We start from the raw sequence: 17,602 nt of genomic DNA, 5'->3' as shown, positions 1-17,602 counted from the left end.
GGAGTGCGGAGATGAAGTTCGCGACCACGAGGGGGCATGATGCGTGAGGATGGCGCCGCCTGCCTGCACGAGGTGTTCCGCCGCCGGGCCGAGCGGGATCCGGGCCGCACGGCGGTCGTCGCGCCGGACGGCCGGCTGACCTACGGGGAGCTCGCCGAGCGGGCGGGCCGGGTCGCGGCCCGGCTGCGCGAGGCCGGCATCGGCCCGGACATGACCGTCGGTCTCGCGGCCCGCCGCGGCACCGGCCTGATCGCCGGGCTGCTGGGCATCCTGGAGGCCGGCGCGGCGTACCTGTCACTCGACCCGGACTACCCCGCGGCGCGCCTGCGCTACCTGCTCGAGGACAGCAAGGTGGCGGTGGTCGTCGCCGACGACGCCGCCGCGCTGCCCGGCGACGCCCCGGTGCAGGTGGTACCGCTGGATTCGGAGACGGCGCCCGGGCCGGCCCTCGCGGACGCGCCGGGCTGCGACGGCGACCGGCTCGCCTATGTCATCTACACGTCCGGCTCGACCGGGGCGCCCAAGGGCGTGCAGGTCGAGCACCACAGCGTGCTGCGGCTGTTCGAGCAGACCCGGTCCTGGTTCGGCTACGGGCCCGACGATGTCTGGACGATGGTCCACTCGGCGAGCTTCGACTTCTCGGTCTGGGAGCTCTGGGGCGCGCTGCTGCACGGCGGCACGCTGGTCGTGGTGCCGACCGAGGCGACCCGCAGCCCGCAGCTGTTCCGCGAGCTGCTCGCCCGCGAGCGCGTGTCGGTGCTCAGCGCCACGCCGTCGATGTTCCGCCAGCTGATGGCCGACGCCACCGAGCTGCCGCCGTCGCTGCGCTGCGTGGTCTTCGGCGGCGAGCGCCTCGACCCGGCGCTGCTGCGGCCCTGGATCGAGCGTTTCGGTGACGCCCGGCCCGAGCTGGTCAACATGTACGGCATCACCGAGACCTGCGTGCACGTCACCTACCGGCGCATGCGCCGCGCCGACCTCGGCCGCCCCGGCGCCAGCCCGATCGGCGTGCCGATCCCGGACCTGCGTGTGCACGTGCTGGACGGCGACGGCCGGCCCGTCGCGGACGGCATCGCCGGCGAGCTGTACGTCGGCGGCCCCGGCGTGGCCCGCGGCTACCTCGACCGCCCGGAGCTGACCGCCGAGCGGTTCGTGACGCTCTCCGTCGACGGCGCCGCGCCCGAGCGGCTGTACCGCTCCGGCGACCTCGTCGTGCGCGAGGGCGGCGAGCTGTACTACGCCGGCCGCGCCGACGACCAGTTCAAAGTGCGCGGCTTCCGCGTCGAGCCGGGCGAGATCGAGGCGTGCCTCGCCGCCGACCCGCGTGTCGGCGCCGTCGCCGTGCTCCCGCACGACTTCGGCGACGGCGACCTGCGCCTGGTCGCCCACGTCGTCCCGGCCGCCGGAGCCGGCCTCGACCCGCTGGACGGGGCGCTCGCCGCGCGGGCGCGGGCCGAGCTGCCGGTCCACCTGCGCCCGGCCGAGTACCGGGTGCTGGACCGGCTGCCACTGACCCCGTCGGGCAAGACCGACCGCGCCGCGCTGGCCGCCTACGACCCGCGCGCCGCCGCCGCGGCCCCCGCGGCGGCCGACGGCGACGTGCTCGCCGTGGTCGGCTCGCTCGCCGGCGCGGTGCTCGGCCGGGAGCGGGTGAACCCCGACTCCGACCTGTTCGACATCGGCGCCACGTCGCTGGCCTTCATCAGGATCATCGCCGAGGTGAACCGCCGCTTCGGCACCGAGCTCAACGGCAGCGAGCTCGGCGTCGCCACGCTGCGGCGGATCGCCACCTGCGTCAAGGAGCAGTCATGACCATCGCTGACGAGACCCACCGCTTCGCGCTGAGCGCGGAGGAGCTGGCGAGCTTCCGCGAGCGCGGATACTTCGGCCCGTTCAAGGTCTACGAGATCGAGCAGATGCGCGAGCAGTGGCGGCGCGAGCGGCTCGCGCTCATGGACCGCTCGGCCGCCGTCTACCAGGACGAGGCGGCGACGTCGGGCAACACCAACATCGCCAACTATGACCGGCATCTGGACATGGCGTTCCTTGCCGAGCACATCATGCGCCCGCAGATCACCGACCGCGTGGCCAGCGTGCTCGGGCCGGACGTGCTGTGCTGGCGCACGGAGTTCTTCCCGAAGTACCCCGGTGACGAGGGCACCGACTGGCACCAGGCCGACACGTTCGCCAACGCCTCCGGCACGCCGCAGATCCTCTGGCCGGACGAGGCCAAGGACTTCGGCGGCACGATCACCGTGTGGACCGCCTTCACCGAGGCCAACGAGGAGAACGGCTGCCTGCAGTTCATCCCCGGCTCACACCAGCAGATGAACTACGACGAGACCAAGCGGATGCACTACGACCCGGCGGGGATCAACGCGCGGGACAAGGAGGGCGTGCGCCGCGGCTTCTTCGGCTACGACTACCGGGAGCTGCAGGTCGACCCGGACTGGAAGCCCGACGAGTCCAAGGCCGTGTCGATGGTGATGCGCCCGGGTGAGGCGATCATGTTCTGGTCGACGCTCATGCACGCCTCCCACCCGCACGCCGGCCGCACCGACGAGATGCGGCTGGGCTTCGCCGCGCGGTATGTGCCGACATCGGTAAGAGTGTATCCGGACACCGATGCCATCGAGGAGTACGGCGGCCGGGTCTCGCTCGATCGCTACGGGGTGGTGCTGGTGCGGGGCGACGATCGCTTCGGCCACAACCGCCTCACCGACCGCACGACCCGGGGGCACGAGTTCCGGCGCGACTGAACGCGCTTGCGGGAAAGGAACGGCACGGCAACGGCGACGGGCCGGCGCACTGCGCCGGCGGTGGAGGTCAGAGGCGATGGGAGCCGGTTCCATCGAGGCGGTGGCGCGGCTCACCGAGCGCGTGCTGAGTGTGCGGCCGCTCGCGGGCGTGTTGAGCCCGCCGGTCGCCGTGGCGAGCGCCGCGGCCGGCCCGGACGAGCTCAACACGACCGGGCGCCTGCTCGGCTGTGTGGCCGACCGGGTCGGCGCCGGGGCGTTCCGGCTGCTCGGCGCCGGCGAGGCGGCCCCGGACGTCTTCGCCGGGGTCGTCGGGCGCCGTCTCGACCTCTCGGCCGCCTGGCTGCGTGACGCCGCCGCGGACCCGCCCGAGCCGCCCGCCGTCGCGGCCGCCGCGGCCGAGGTGCTGGCCCGCAGCTTCGGCGCCGCCTGCCGGCGCGCCGAGCTCGTCCGGCCCGACGGCGCGCGGCTGACCGCGTACGCCGCCGGCGACCCCGCCGCCCCGGCCGTCGTGCTGGTCTCGGCCTGCGGCATGCCGGTCGAGCTGAGCGAGCACTGGGTGCGCCGGCTCCAGCGGAGCCATCATGTCGTCACCTGGGAGAGCCGCTGGCTGTTCGGCCCCGGGGTGAGCGAACCCGAGGACGGCCCCGCCTCCGACGTCGCCGCGCAGGCCGCCGACCTGATCGCGGTGATGGACCACTTCGGCGTCGACCGCGCGCACCTGATGGGGCTGTGCGGCGGTGCGGTGATCGCCCTGGACGCCGCGGTGCGGTGGCCGGGCCGCTTCACCTCCATGAGCCTGTGGCACGGCGACTTCGAGCTCGGCCCGGTCGCCCCCAAGACCGATCACCAGCGCAACCTGCAGGCCCTGCTGGACATGGCCCGGCAGGGGCGTGCCGGATCGGCCGCAGTGCACCGGGTGCTCAGCAACTCGCTCGTCGAGCAGCTGCCCGAGGACATGGCGCACCTGGTCATCTACCCGTATGCGACGGGCGAGCTGTGGTACCGCTACAGCCTGCTCAACGGCGCCATCATGGCCACCGACGTGCGCGGTCACCTGCCCCGAATAGCCCTGCCCACGCTCGTGGTGACCAGCACGGACGACACGACCGCCCACCCCGACGGCTCCATCGCGGTCGCCCGCGGCCTCGACGAGGTGACGCTGCACATCGCCCCGCACGGCGATCACATCTCGCTCTTCCGCGGACCCGCGGAGCTGATCGATCTGGCCCTGGACTTCGCGCAGCGGAACCGGCCGTGACCCGCGCCGCCGTGACCCTCGCGTGTCATCGGGCGCCGCGATGCCGCGGCGTCGGGATGCTCGGCTCCAGTGCCGGCCGGCATGGGTGGTCCCCACGGACCAGCCCCTGCCGGCCGCTCTGTTTGTGGGGCGCGCCGATCGGCTGCGCGGATCTGCGCCGCGGACCTCCCACTAGCACGCCGTGACACACATCGCCAGGTGTTGATTCGCGCTACGTCAGCGTAGTGTTACGCTTCGTGCCCGGACGGCCGGGCCGCCATGCTGTGCGGTCGAGTCCGGTGCCGTTGCTCGGTTTCGAAACGAGTGTGGGCTTGGGGGCTCCGTGTCAATCGGCAATCATGACGCCATGCCGGAGATGTTCGGTAAGAAGCTGCGGGAATTCGTGGAAAACAGTCCCGCAAGCGTCTCCAAGGTGACGATCGAAAAGGGCGACAATCTCTACAACTACGGCAACAGCGACGGCAACGTCTATCTTCTCGAGTCCGGTCTGATGAAGACGGTCATATATGCCAAGGACGGCAAGAAATGCCTGCTGTCCATCTGTACCCCGGGCGACTCGCTCGGCGAGCTCGCGATGTTCCTGCCGTGCTGCACCGAGACCGCCTCGGCGATGAAGCGCTCGGTGGTGTGGCAGATCCCGGTCGTGCGCTTCCTCGAGGCCCTCGCCGACGACGCGCTGGTCGAGGGGCTGATGCGGCACCTCGCGCAGCGGGTGGCCGAGCAGCAGCAGATCATCGCCAATCTGGTGATGATGGATTCGGAGCGCCGGCTCGGCGCGACCCTGCTCAGCCTGGCCCGCAAGCTCGGCCGGGTCCACGGCTCGCACTTACTCATCGACGACCGCATCACGCAGGACGACCTGTCCGGAATGGTCGGCACGACCCGGTCGCGGGTGGGGTTCTTTCTCAAACGGTTCCGCGCGGCCGGCCTCGTCGACCTGTCGCCGCAGGCGTTTCTCGCGGTCCACGAGCCGTCCATGGCCGCGTACGTGGAGGCCGGCGTCTGAAAACGGCTGCCGACCCTGCTCAGTTCTGAGCAGGAATGTTCCTCGGCGACGTTTAGCATCGATATTGCAATAACGACGATCGTAAATCTCTTCACGCGCCGATGAACCGGCGTGCGGCTGCGGCCGTGCGCCGGACGGCGGCGCGCGCCCGTTTGGGGGAGACGATGACCCACGACGAGCGGTATGCCGACCTGGTCCGCACCACGCTCGCCGGCCTGACCGGCGGCCCCCGCGCGGAGGACGACCAGCCGCTGCGCGACCACGGGCTCAGCTCGCTGCTGGCGGTGCGGCTGGTGCTCGAACTCGGCGCGCGGCTCGGGGCCGACGTGCCGATCGAGTGGATCACCGGCGGCACCACGATCCGGGGCCTGGCCGGTCGCCTCGCCGCGCTCGCGCCCGGCTACGACCCGTCCCGCGACCGCGGCGACGATCAGCCCGTCGGGCCCGCCGCGGATGACGGCCTCCCCCTCACCCCGATCCAGCAGGCGTACCTCATCGGCGCCGACCCCGACCTGGGCACCGACCCGGTCGGCTGCCAGCTGTACCGCGAGTTCACCGTCGCCGGCCTGGACCCGGACGCGGCGGTCGCGGCCTGGCACCGGGTCGTCGCCGCGCACGACGCCCTGCGGCTGCGCGTCGGCGACGACTGGCGCCAGCGCGTCGCACCGGCCGCCACGCCGGCTGTGGTCCCCGTGCACGACCTTTCGGCCGCCGGCCCCGCCGAGTTCGCCGCGCATCTCGGGCGGGTCCGCGCCCGGCTGACCGCCCGCACGTTCGGCCCCGGCGGCGAGGACCGCTGGGCGCTGGAGGTGAGCCGCGGCCCCGGCGACGCCGGCGTGCTGCATCTCGTCATCGACGGCCTGATCATCGACGGGCGCGGCCTGGACCTGGTGCTCGCCCACTGGTGGCAGGCCTACGGCGAGCCCGGCCACGACTTCGGTGGCGGCGCGCTCACGCTGGAGCGCTGCCTGCGCACCCTCGCCGCGGACACCGGCACCCGCGAGGCGGACCTGGCCTACTGGCGGGACCGCCTGCCCGCGGTGCTGCGCGCCCCGGCGGTGCTCGGCGGTGAGCCGCCCGCCGGCCCCCTGCCCCGCGGCGTCCTGCAGGCCGCCCTCACCCCCGCCCAGTGGCGCCGGCTGCGGGAGCACGCCGCCGCCCTTGACGTGTCGCCGACCGCGCTGGTGCTCACCGTCTTCACCGACACCCTCACCCGCCACGGCGCCCGGGACCCCTACGCGCTCGTGCTGACCGCCAGCGACCGGATGCGCCTGCCCGCCGCGGCCGACGCGGTGCCCGGTCCGTTCACCTCCACCGTCGTCTTCGCGGTCGAGCCCGCGTCCGGCCCCTTCGAGGAGACCGCCGCCGCCCTGCACGCCGCGCTCTGGCGCGATCTCGGCCACGCCCGGATCAGCGGGGTCGAGGCCCTGCGCGACCGGCACGCCGGCGGCGACGGCCCCCTGCCCGTCGTCTTCACCAGCCTGCTCGACCTGCCCACCGCGGACGTGCGCACCAGCTTCGCCGCGTACACCACCCACCGCTCCAGCCGCACGTCCGGCGTCGCGCTGGATCACCAGATGTGGGAGCAGGACGGCGCGCTGCGCATCCACTGGGACGTGGCACCGGCCCGGTTCGCGGCCGGCACCCCGCAGACGCTGCTCGCCTCGTTCACCAACGCCCTGCGGGCCCTCGCCGCGCACGACGCCGCGCGCGACGAGCAACGCCCCCTCAACGAGCTGCAAAAAGCCTATTTCGTACCGCGAGTGAGCGGCCCGGCACCATGGGACGGCTGCCAGGTCTACCACAGCTTCACCGTCGACGACCTCGACCTCGCCCGGCTGGAGGCGGCCTGGCAGCGCATGATCGAGGCCCACGACGTGCTGCGCTCGCGGCTGTGCTACGACGGCACCCTGCGCGTGCGGGCGCGGGCCGGTGACGGCTGGCACATCCCGGTCATCGAGCTCGACCCCGGCACGGAGGCGGCGGAGCTGGCCCGCATCCGCGACGAGATGGCCGGCACCGCGTTCCCGCTCGACCGCTGGCCCCAGTTCGACCTGCGGGTGACCCGCACCGCCGGGGACGGTGACCCCCGGTGGGTCGTGCACTGCGGTATCGACCTGACCATCGCCGACGGCATCAGCATCCACCGCATGCTGCGCGAGCTGTTCCGCCTCGCCGCCGACCCCGCCGCCGCCCCGCGCGTCGCCCAGCCCTGGGCCGCGCTCGAGCGCCACCGCGCGGCCGCGTACCCGCCGCCGGCCCGCGACGCCGCCCGCGCCTACTGGCGGGAGCGCTTCGCCGGCATGCCGCCCGGACCCCGGCTCGCCCAGGACCCGGACCGGCACCGGCAGCGGCGCACCGGCCGGCTGACCGGCTGGCGGGCGCTGCGCGAGCGGGCCGAGGCCGAAGGGTACGGCGCCGACCCGCTGCTGCTGGCGATCCTCGTCCAGGCGCTCGCGACGGTCTTCGACGAGGATTTCGCGCTGCCGGCCGTCCGGTGGACACCGCACGACGAGCCGTACCGCCCCGGCGAGCACACCGGCCTGAGCTGGATCGCCCGCGGCCCGCGAGCGCTGCCCGTCGCCGAGCGCGCGGCGCTGATCCGGCGGCAGTACGTGCGCGACGCCGCGGGCGACGCGGTCAGCGGCCTGGAGGAGCTGCGGCGGGTGGTCATGGCCCAGCGCCGCGGCGGCGACTACGGCTTCCCGATCGTGTACACCGGGCTGCTCGAACTCACCGAGGAGCGCCTGCCCGACGGCGTCGCCGCCGGGCCCTGGATGACGTACACGCCGGACGTGTCCCTGGACTGCATCGCCGCCGAGGACGGCGACGAGCTCGTCTACTTCTGGGACGCCGTGCCCGGCGACTTCCCGCCCGGCGCGCTCGACGAGGCCTTCGCGTCCTACGAGCGACTGCTGCGCGAACCGTTCGCGGCCGAGCCCACCCCGGACGCCCCCTCGCCGGCCTGGAACGACACGGCCGTCGCGCACCCGCCGCCCGAGCCGGCCCACCTGCGCTTCGAGCGGCAGGCGCAGGCGCGCCCGCACGAGGTGGCGTTGCGCTACCGCGGCGGCACGACGACCTTCGGCGAGCTCGACCGCCGGGCCAACGGCATCGCCGCCCGGCTGCGCGCGCTCGGCGCCGGCCCCGGCACCTTCGTGGCGATCAGGGCCCGGCGCGGCCCCGGCATGATCGCCGCGGTGCTCGGCGTCGCCAAGACCGGCGCGGCCTACGTGCCCGTCGACCCAGCCCTGCCCGAGGCCCGCGCGCACGTCATGCTCGCCGACGCCGCCGCCCGGATCGTGCTGAGCTCCGGCGGCGCCGCCCAGTGGGAGCCGCCCGCCGGCACCGCGGTCGTCGATGCCGACGCCGTGCCCGGGGCCGACGCCGGCCCCGAGTGGCGCGGCACGCCCGACGACCCGGCGTACGTCATCTTCACCTCCGGCAGCACCGGCACCCCGAAGGGCGTCCTGGTCGCCCACCGGGCCCTGGACAACCTGCTGCACTGGGCCGCCCGCGCGTACCCCACCGGCCCCGGCGACGTCGGCCTGCAGGTCACGTCGCTCGGCTTCGACCTGTCCGTCTACGACATCTTCGGGCTGCTCGGCAGCGGCGCCGGGCTCTACGTCGCCGACGCCGAACAGCAGAAGGACCCGGCCCTGCTGCTCGACGTGCTGCTCACCGAGCCGGTGACCTTCTGGAACTCGGCACCGACCACGCTGGCCCAGCTGATGCCGCTGCTGCCCGGCCCCGAGCCCGCCCACCCCGGCACCGGCACCCTGCGGCTGGTCTTCCTCTCCGGCGACTACACCCCGCTGACGCTGCCCGACGCGCTGCGGGCCGTGTTCACCCGGGCTCGCGTCATCAGCCTTGGCGGCGCGACCGAGGCGACGGTGTGGTCCAACCACTTCCCGATCGAGGACGTCGACCCGGCCTGGCGCAGCATCCCCTACGGCCGGCCGATCGACAACTGCCGGTACTACATCCTCGACGAGGCTCGCCGCCCCTGCCCGGTCGGCGTCGAGGGCGACCTGTACATCGCCGGCGTCTGCCTGGCCGAAGGTTATGTCAACCGGCCCGACCTGACGGCCGAGCGCTTCGTCGAGGACCCGTTCGCGAGCCCTGCCGGGCAGCGGATGTACGCCACCGGCGACCGGGCCGCCTACCGCCCCGACGGCGTCATCGTCTTCCTCGGCCGCGCCGACACGCAGGTGAAGATCCGCGGGTTCCGGGTCGAGCCGGGCGAGATCGAGCACTGCCTGCGCCGCCACCCCGCGGTCGCGGACGCGGTCGTGGTGCCCCGGCCCGACCCGGCCGGCGACCGCAAGCTCGTCGCGTACATCGTTCCGGCCGGCCCGTTGCCGCCGACCCGCGAGCTGCGCGCGTTCGCCGCGCAGACGCTGCCCGACTACATGGTGCCGAACGCGGTCGTCGCCGTTCCCGCGTTCCCGGCGACCGCCAACGGCAAGCTGGACCGCGACGCCCTGCCGTGGCCGCCGCCCCCGTCCCCGATCGTCGACGGTGCCGTCATCGCCCCCGTTGCCGCGGCCCTGCCCCCGGCGCCTGTTCCCGCTCCTGTTCCTGCTCCCGCTTCGGTGGTGGAGCCGGCGGCGGACGGGCGGCTCACCGAGGAATTGGCCGCGATCCTTGCCGGACTGCTCGGTCAGGCATCGGTCGACACGGAGCAGGACCTGTGGGACCAGGGCGCGACGTCGTTCACGATGGTCCAGGTCGCGGCGGAGATGCGGCGGCGCTACGACCGCCGGGTGCCGGTCAACGTGCTGCTGGCCGAGCCGACGGTCGCCGCGATGGCGGGCCACCTGGCCTCCACCGGCGCCCGGCCAGTGTCTCCGGCCCCGGCCCCGGCTGCGGCGGCCCCGGTCCCGGTCGCGGCGCCCTCGTCGCCAGTGCCGTCCGCCGAGCCGCCCGCACCGGTCGCGCCGCCCACTCCGCCCGAAGTTCCCTCACCGTCCAGTGTGGACGTCTTCTCCGCGGACGAGCAGGCCGCGTTCAAGGCGGCCGGATGGGGACAACGCCCCGCCGGGCCGGACGACGTCCTCGTGCCCCTCAGCGCCGCGGCACCCGCGGCCGAGCACTTCCGGTGGCGCGGCACCCGCCGCACGTTCGCCGCCGGGCCGGTTCCGCGCGCCGCGTTCGACGGGCTGCTCGGCCTGCTCGGGGCCGAGCCCGGCGACGGGCAGCGCCGGCTGTACCCATCGGCCGGCGACACCTACGCGGTGCAGGTCTACGTCCGGGTCCGCCCCGACGCCGTGCAGGGCGTCCCGGCCGGCCTGTACTACCTGCGGGCCCAGGAGCGCGCCCTGCAGCTGGTGAACCCGGCGCCCGACATCCCGCGCGGCATCCACTTCTTCTACAACCGGCCCGTCTTCGACACCGCGTCCTTCGAGGTGTACCTCATCGGGCAGTCGCGCGGCATCGAGCCCGTCTACGGCCCGGACGCCGACGGGTACCTGCGCCTGGAGGCCGGCTACCTCGGCGAGCTGCTCATGCTCGGGCAGGCCGCCTTCGGGCTCGGCCTGTGCCCGATCGGCGGCCTGGCCTTCGACCGCATCCGCGCGCAGTTCGCCCTGGACGACGGCCACCGCTTCCTGCACGCATTCCTCGGCGGCCCGGCCGGGCACGACCCCGCGACGGCCGGCGCCGTGCCCGCCTTCGCGCCGCCCGCCGTGCCGACCGTGCCCGCCGTGCCGCCCGCGTCCGTCGTATCCGCCGTGCGGGACGTGCCCGCCGTGCGGGACGTGGCGATCGTGGGTCTGTCCGGGCGCTACCCCGACGCCCCCGACCTCGACCGGCTCTGGCGGAACCTGGCGGCCGGCCGGCGCAGCGTCGCCCCGCCACCGCCCGCGCGGGCCGGTGACGTCGGCTCGGCGCTGCCCGGCGCGTACCTCGACGACATCGACCGCTTCGACAGCCTGCTGTTCCACATCGCCCCGGCCGAGGCGCGCGAGCTCGACCCGCAGCTGCGCCTGGCGCTGGAGGTGGCGTGGGAGTGCCTGGAGAACGCCGGGTACACGCCGGAGGGGCTGCGCGCCGCCGCGCCCCGCGTGGGCGTGTACGCCGCCGTCATGTGGCAGGACTACCAGCACGTCGGAGCGGCCGGATGGACGGACGGCGGCGCGGCCCGGGTCTCCGGCGTCGCCGCGGACATCCCCAGCCGCATCTCGCACTGCCTCGGGCTGCGCGGCCCGAGCATCGCGGTGAACACCTCCTGCTCGTCCTCGCTCACCGCGCTGCACCTCGCGGCCACGGCCCTGCGCTCCGCCGAGTGCGACGCCGCCCTGGTCGTGGCGGTCAACCTGATCGCGCACCCGTACCACGCCGCCGTCCTGCGCGGCCTCGACCTCGTCTCCACCAGCGGGGTCGCGGGCGCGTTCGACGCGGCGGCCGGCGGCTGGTCGCCCGGCGAGGGCGCGGGTGCGGTCCTGCTGCGACCCGACGCCGCGGCCGTGGGCGACGGCGATCACCGCTGGGGCGTGCTCGAGGCCACCTGGGCGGGGCACGCGGGCGGCGGCAACCGCTTCCTCGCCCCGAACGTCGCCGCGCTCACCCGCTCGCTGCGCGAGACCCTCGCCGCCGCCGGGCGGGAGCCGGCCGACATCGGCTACGTCGAGTGCGCCGCCGGCGGCTCCGGCATCGCCGACGCCGCCGAGATCCAGGCCCTCGACGCCGTGCTGGGCGGGCGCGGGGGCACCGTGCCCATCGGCACCGTGAAGGCCAACATCGGCCACCTCGAGGCCGCCTCCGGCCTGGCCCAGCTGACGAAGGTGCTGCTGCAGTTCCACCACGAGCGGCTGGCCCCGACGCCGCGCGCGGACGAGCTCAGCCCGCTGGTCGACTGGGACGCGGTCGCGCTGCGGGTCGTGGACGCCCCGGCCCCGTGGCCGCCGCCGGACGCCACGGCCCCGCGCCGGGTGCTCGTCAACGCCCTCGGCGCCACGGGCTCCTACGGCCACCTCGTCCTGCGCGCGCCCGACCCCCTCGCCGTGGCGCCGGCCGCCGACGGTCCCCTCGTGGTACCGCTGTCCGCGCAGACGCCCGATCAGGTGCGCGAGGCCGCCCGGCGGGTGCGCGCGGCCCTCGACGGCGGGGCGGTGCCGAGCGCCGACATCGCGTACACGCTGCAGGTCGGCCGGGTGACGATGGCGCACCGGGTGGCGTTTCCCGCCGCCGACCCGGCCTCCCTCCGCGCGGCCCTCGACGCGTTCCTGGCCACCGGGCACGTCGAGGCGCCCGCCGACGTGCTGACCCGCTCCTGGCTGGCCGGGGAGCCCGTCGACTGGGCCGCGGCGTGGCGGGTGCCGGGCCGCAGGGTGCCGCTGCCGACCTACCCGTTCGCGCCGGACCGGCACCGCCTGGCCGTCGAGCCCGCCCCCGCGCCCGCCGACGAACCCGGCGACCTGGAGCGCTACCTGTGCGCCATGTTCGCCGAGGTGTCGCAGATCCCGGCCGGGCGCATCGACGCGCACACGCCGCTGGAGCACTACGGCCTCACCTCGCTGATGGTCACCGGCCTCAACGCCCGCCTCGCCGAGCGCTTCGACGGCGTACCGCGGACGCTGTTCTACGAGCACCGCGACCTGGCCGGCATCGCGGCCGCCCTGACCCGCACCGCCGCGCCGCGGACCGCGGCCGAGGCGCCGCTTGCCCGGACTCGCGATACGGAGGAGCCGATCGCGGTCATCGGGGTCGCGGGCCGCTATCCGCAGGCCGCCGACCTCGACGAGTTCTGGCGCAACCTCGTCGCCGGCCGCGACTGCGTCACCGCGCCGCCGCCCGGCCGCCCCGGCCCGGACGACGACGCCGCGATCGGCGGCTTCCTCGACGACGTGGACCTGTTCGACCCGATGCTGTTCCAGATCACCCCGCGCGACGCGACGCTCATGGACCCACAGGAGCGGCTGTTCCTGGAGACGGTGTGGCGCGTGCTCGAGGACGCCGGGTACAGCCGGGCCCGGCTGCGGATGCGCCACGGCGGCCGGGTGGGAGTGTTCGCCGGAACGATGTACAACGAGTACCCCTTCTTCGGCGTCGAGCGATCCGCCGCCGGCGCGCCGATCGCGACCGGTTCCGCCATCGCCGGCATCGCCAACCGGGTCTCGTGGTTCCTCGACGCCGCCGGGCCCAGCCTGACCGTCGACACCATGTGCTCCTCCTCGCTCACGGCGCTGCACCTGGCGGCCGAGAGCCTGCGCCGGGACGAGTGCGAGGTCGCCGTCGCCGGTGGGGTGAACCTGTCGCTGCACCGCAACAAGTTCGTCCAGCAGCGGGCGATGGGCATGACGGCCGCCGGTGGACGGTGCCGGCCGTTCGGCGCCGGTGGCGACGGGCTGGTGCCGGGGGAGGGCGTCGGCGCGGTACTGCTGAAAACCCTGGCCCGCGCGCAGGCCGACGGCGACCGCATCCACGGCGTGATCCTGGCGACCGCGGTCAACCACGGCGGCCGGACCAGCGGCTACCTGGTCCCGAACCCGGTCGCCCAGGCAGAGCTCGTCGCCTCAGTGCTGCGCCGCGCGGGCCTCGACCCGTCCGGCGTCGGCTACGTCGAGGCCCACGGCACCGGCACCGCGCTCGGCGACCCCATCGAGCTCAGCGGCCTCCAGCGCGCCTACGGCGACCGGCCTGCCGGCAGCGTGCCGATCGGCTCCGTCAAGTCGAACATCGGGCACCTGGAAGGCGCCGCCGGCATCGCCGGGCTGACCAAGATCCTCCTGCAGCTGCGCCACGGCGAGCTGGTGCCGTCGCTGCACGCCGACCGGCTGAACCCGAACGTCGACTGGGCCGCCAGCCCGTTCGCCGTCCAGCGGGCCGTCGCGCCGTGGCCGCGTGGCGCCACCGCGCGCCGGGCCGCGCTGAGCTCCTTCGGCGCCGGTGGCAGCAACGCGCACGCCCTCGTCGAGGAGGCTCCGCCGCCGGTCGCCCCGAGCCCGGTCCCCGGACCGCAGCTCGTCGTCGTCTCCGCCGCGAACCCCGAACAGCTCGCCGCCGTCGCCGCCCGGCTGGCCGGACACCTCGCCGACCATCCGGGCCTGGACCTCGCCGGCGTCGCCCACACGCTGCGCGCGGGCCGCGAGGCCCTGGCGCACCGGGCCGCGTTCGTCGCCGCCGATCTCGCCGAGGCCCGGCGCCGCCTGGCGGCCCTCGCCGCCGGCGACCACACCGGCATCGTGCTCGGCCGCCGGAGCGGCCCGGCGGGATCGGGGCCGACCGTGGCCGATCCGGAGCGCCTCGACCTCGACGAGCTGGCCCGGCAGTGGACCGCCGGCGCCGAGGTCGACTGGGACCGCCTGGGCCGGGCCGGCCTGGTCGCCCTGCCGGGCCATCCGTTCGCCCGGATGCGCTGCTGGCTGCCGGACGCGGACCCACCGGCGCCCGGGCGCGGCCACGAGATCGAGGCGGAGTCCGCCGCGGTGCCGCTGACGGCCCGCCGGTGGGAGCCGGACGAAGCGCCGTTCCCCGACGCGTCGCCGTTCCCCGGTGCCGTGCTCTGCCTCATCGGCGGCGCCGACGGCACAGACCTCGCGGCACGGGTCGCGGCCGCCCTGCCCGCCACGCGGTTCGTGCTCGCCCGCACCGCGGCCGGCGCGGGCGACGACCTGCCGGTCGTGGACTCCGAGGCGGCCGGTCTGGCCCTGCTCGACGCGCACCCCGGGCTCACCGGCTGGCTCGATCTGTCCGATGTGGACGGACCCGCCGCCGGCGACCCCCGCCCCCACACCTGGCGGCCCCGACTGACGATGCTGCAGCGGCTGCTGCGCGGCCCCCGGCCCGTCGCGCGGATCCTCCACGTGACCCGCGGCGTCCAACCGGCCGGCGGCCCCCCGCCGCGGCTGGCCGGCGGCCCCCCGCCGCGGCTGGCCGGCGCCGTGATGACCGCCCTCGTGCGCTCGATCGCCGCCGAGCACGCCGCGGTCCGCGCGACCGCCCTGGACTGCGACGAGGCCGACCCGGCGCGCATCGCGTCCGAGTTCACCGCCGGCGCCGGGGCCGAGGTCTGCCATCGGTCGGGGCGGCGGCTGCTCCCGCTGGCCGTCGCGGCGCCGGCCCGGCCGCTCCCGCCGGCGCGGTTGCGCGCGGACCGGGCGTACGTGGTCACGGGCGGCACCCGGGGACTCGGCGCCCTCGCCGCCCGGCGGCTGGCCGAGCGCGGCGCCCGGCGGATCGCGCTGTTCTCGGCCACACCGGTGTCGGGGGACACCCAGGCCGCGCTGGCGACGATCCGCGCGCTGGAGGCCGAGGGCGTCACCGTGCACGCCTCCGCACCGGACCTGACCGACCCCGCCGATCTCGCCGCCGCACTGGAGCGGGTGCGGGCCGATCTCGGGCCGATCGGCGGGCTGGTGCACTGCGCCGGCCGGGCCGCCGCCCCGGGGCCGCTGGTGCTGCGCGACCCCGGTGCCGTCGCCGCGGTGCTCGCGCCGAAGACCGAGGGCGCCACGAACCTCGCCGAGCTGTGCGCGGCCGACCCGCTGGAGTTCGCGGTGCTGTACTCCTCGGTGTCGGCCGCCGTACCCGCGCTCGCCGCCGGTGTCGCGGACTACGCGGCGGCCAACGCGTACCTCGACCTGCTCGCCGGCTACCAGGCTCGCCTCGGCCGCACCGCCTACCGCAGCATCCAGTGGACGGTCTGGCGCGAGTCGGGCTCGGGAGCCGGGGCCGCGGCGGCGTGCGCCCGGGCCGGGCTCGGCACCCTCACCGATCGCGAGGGCCTGGACGTGCTGGACCTCGCCCTCGCCGGTGCGACACAGACCGTCGTGCAGACCGCACCCGCCGTGCCTGGCCCGGTCGACACGGTTGCCGCAACCGAACCGCCCGCGGCGGCCGGGCCGGTGCCGGGCTGGCTCGCCGACCTGTTCGTGGCGACCGCCGGCATCCCCGCCCAGGCGCTCGACCCGGACGCGGAGTTCCGCGATCTCGGCGTCGAGTCGGTGATGCTGGCCGAGCTCGTGCGGCGCATCGAGGAGCATGTGGCTCAGCCGGTACCGCCGAGTCTGCTTCTGGAACATCCGACCCTGCGCCTGCTGGCCGCCGCGTTGCCGGCCCCGGACCCGGCCCCCACTGCCGAGCCGCGGGCCGCGACCCCGGCACCGGCCGGGAAGGTCGCCGTCATCGGTCTCGCGTGCCGCATGCCCGGCGCCGCCGACGCCGATGCCTTCTGGGACAACCTCGTCGCGGGCCGCTCCGCGGTGACCGAGGTGCCGCCCGGCCGCTGGAGCGCCGCCGAGCTGTACCCCGGGCGCAGCGTGAGCAAATGGGGCGGGTTCGTCGACGGCATCGAGGACTTCGACGCCGGCTGGTTCGGCATCGGCGAGGAGGAGGCCGTCTGCCTCGACCCCGGCATCCGGCTGTTCCTGGAGTCCTCGGTCGCCGCTCTGCGCGACGCCGGCTACCGCGACGACGAGGTCCGCGGCCGCGACGTCGCCGTGTTCGCCGGCGCCCGGCTCTCCGGCTACCGCCACCGCGCCGGCGTGCGCGGCGGAGCGGCGGGGCTCGGTGCCGACCAGAACTTCATCGCCGCCCGGGTCGCCGACGCGCTCGACCTGCACGGGCCGAACCTCGTGGTCGACAGTGCCTGCTCCTCCGCACTGGTCGCCGTCGGCCTGGCCTGCCGCAGCCTGCTCAGCGGCGAGTCCGAGCTGGCGCTGGCCGGTGGGGTGGAGATCCTGCTCGACGAGGAGCCGTACCTGCAGTTCACCGCCGCCCGCGCGCTGTCGCCCTCGGGCCGCTGCGCAACGTTCGACGCCGACGCCGACGGGTTCGTGCCGGGCGAGGGCTGCGGCGTGCTGGTGCTCAAGGAGCTCGGCGCCGCGATCCGCGACGGCGACCGGATCCGGGCCGTCATCGACGCGGTCGCGGTGAACAACGACGGCCGCACCATGGGGCTCACCACGCCGAACCCGGTCGCCCAGGCGGCCGTCGTGCGGCGGGCCATCGCCGCCAGCGGGTACGGCGCCGGCGACATCGGGCTGCTCGAGGCGCACGGCACCGGCACGATGATCGGCGACCCGATCGAACTGCGGGCGCTGACCCAGGTGTACCGCGAGTCCACATCGGACACCGGCTACTGCGGCCTCGGCAGTGTGAAGACGAACGTCGGGCACCTGTTGTCCGCGGCCGGCATCGCCGGGCTGCTCAAGGTCGTCCTCGCCGTCGAGCGCGGCGTCCGCCCGCCGACCCTGCACTGCCACCGGCCGAACCCGCGCTTCGACTTCGCCGCGTCCCCGTTCACGCCGCAGCTGGCCGCCGAGCCGTGGGCCGGGCGGCGGGTCGCCGGGGTGAGCGCGTTCGGCCTCGGCGGCACCAACGCCCACGCGATCGTCTCCGCGCCCGACGACCACGTCGCCGCCGGGGTCCGCCGCACCGCGCTGCCCGCACCGGGATTCCAGCGGCGGCGGTACTGGCTGGAGCGGGCCGCCGCCCCGGCGCCCGAGCCGGCACCCGCCCCGCCCGAGCCGGTCGCCGTGCCGCCACTGCCCGCATCCGTGTCGTCGCTGCTGGACCTGCGTTTCGTCAGGACCACGCGGGTGAACGGCCGCACACCGAGCTGAACCAGGAGACACC

Annotated in this window: 5 protein-coding genes; all 5 read left to right on the top strand. The window is 75.5% G+C overall.

Features of this window, described 5'->3' with window-relative positions; translation table 11 throughout:
• Positions 1–36: 36 nt before the first annotated feature.
• The 5 genes from AC6JBM_RS22170 (at position 37) to AC6JBM_RS22150 (ending at position 17,589) form a co-directional block, all read left to right on the top strand.
• A complete protein-coding gene (locus AC6JBM_RS22170) occupies positions 37–1,812 on the top strand; it encodes an amino acid adenylation domain-containing protein (RefSeq protein WP_497985484.1) in 1,776 nt (591 codons plus the stop codon).
• Positions 1,809–2,759, top strand: a complete 951-nt coding sequence (locus AC6JBM_RS22165; protein ID WP_497985483.1) for a chlorinating enzyme — start codon at positions 1,809–1,811, stop codon at positions 2,757–2,759. The genes AC6JBM_RS22170 and AC6JBM_RS22165 overlap by 4 nt, the downstream gene beginning before the upstream one ends.
• Before the next feature lie 76 nt (positions 2,760–2,835).
• A complete protein-coding gene (locus tag AC6JBM_RS22160) occupies positions 2,836–4,017 on the top strand; it encodes an alpha/beta fold hydrolase (RefSeq protein ID WP_497985482.1) in 1,182 nt (393 codons plus the stop codon).
• A gap of 346 nt (positions 4,018–4,363) precedes the next feature.
• Positions 4,364–5,023 carry a Crp/Fnr family transcriptional regulator gene (locus tag AC6JBM_RS22155; protein ID WP_350610682.1) on the top strand — a complete coding sequence of 220 codons (660 nt, stop codon included), beginning with the start codon at positions 4,364–4,366 and terminating at the stop codon, positions 5,021–5,023.
• 164 nt (positions 5,024–5,187) lie between these two features.
• On the top strand, positions 5,188–17,589 hold the full coding sequence (locus AC6JBM_RS22150) for an amino acid adenylation domain-containing protein (protein WP_497985481.1): 12,402 nt from the start codon (positions 5,188–5,190) through the stop codon (positions 17,587–17,589).
• Positions 17,590–17,602 lie beyond the last annotated feature (13 nt).

Source organism: Dactylosporangium thailandense (genome assembly GCF_059739745.1).
Note: the sequence above shows the minus strand (reverse complement) of the source record. Positions and strands in the feature narration are given on the sequence as shown.

Excerpts from the sequence above, each read along its gene's own strand:
- AC6JBM_RS22170 (WP_497985484.1), top strand. The coding sequence starts at position 37 with ATGATGCGTGAGGATGGCGCCGCCTGCCTGCACGAGGTGTTCCGCCGC.
- AC6JBM_RS22165 (WP_497985483.1), top strand. The coding sequence starts at position 1,809 with ATGACCATCGCTGACGAGACCCACCGCTTCGCGCTGAGCGCGGAGGAG.
- AC6JBM_RS22160 (WP_497985482.1), top strand. The coding sequence starts at position 2,836 with ATGGGAGCCGGTTCCATCGAGGCGGTGGCGCGGCTCACCGAGCGCGTG.
- AC6JBM_RS22155 (WP_350610682.1), top strand. The coding sequence starts at position 4,364 with ATGCCGGAGATGTTCGGTAAGAAGCTGCGGGAATTCGTGGAAAACAGT.
- AC6JBM_RS22150 (WP_497985481.1), top strand. The coding sequence starts at position 5,188 with ATGACCCACGACGAGCGGTATGCCGACCTGGTCCGCACCACGCTCGCC.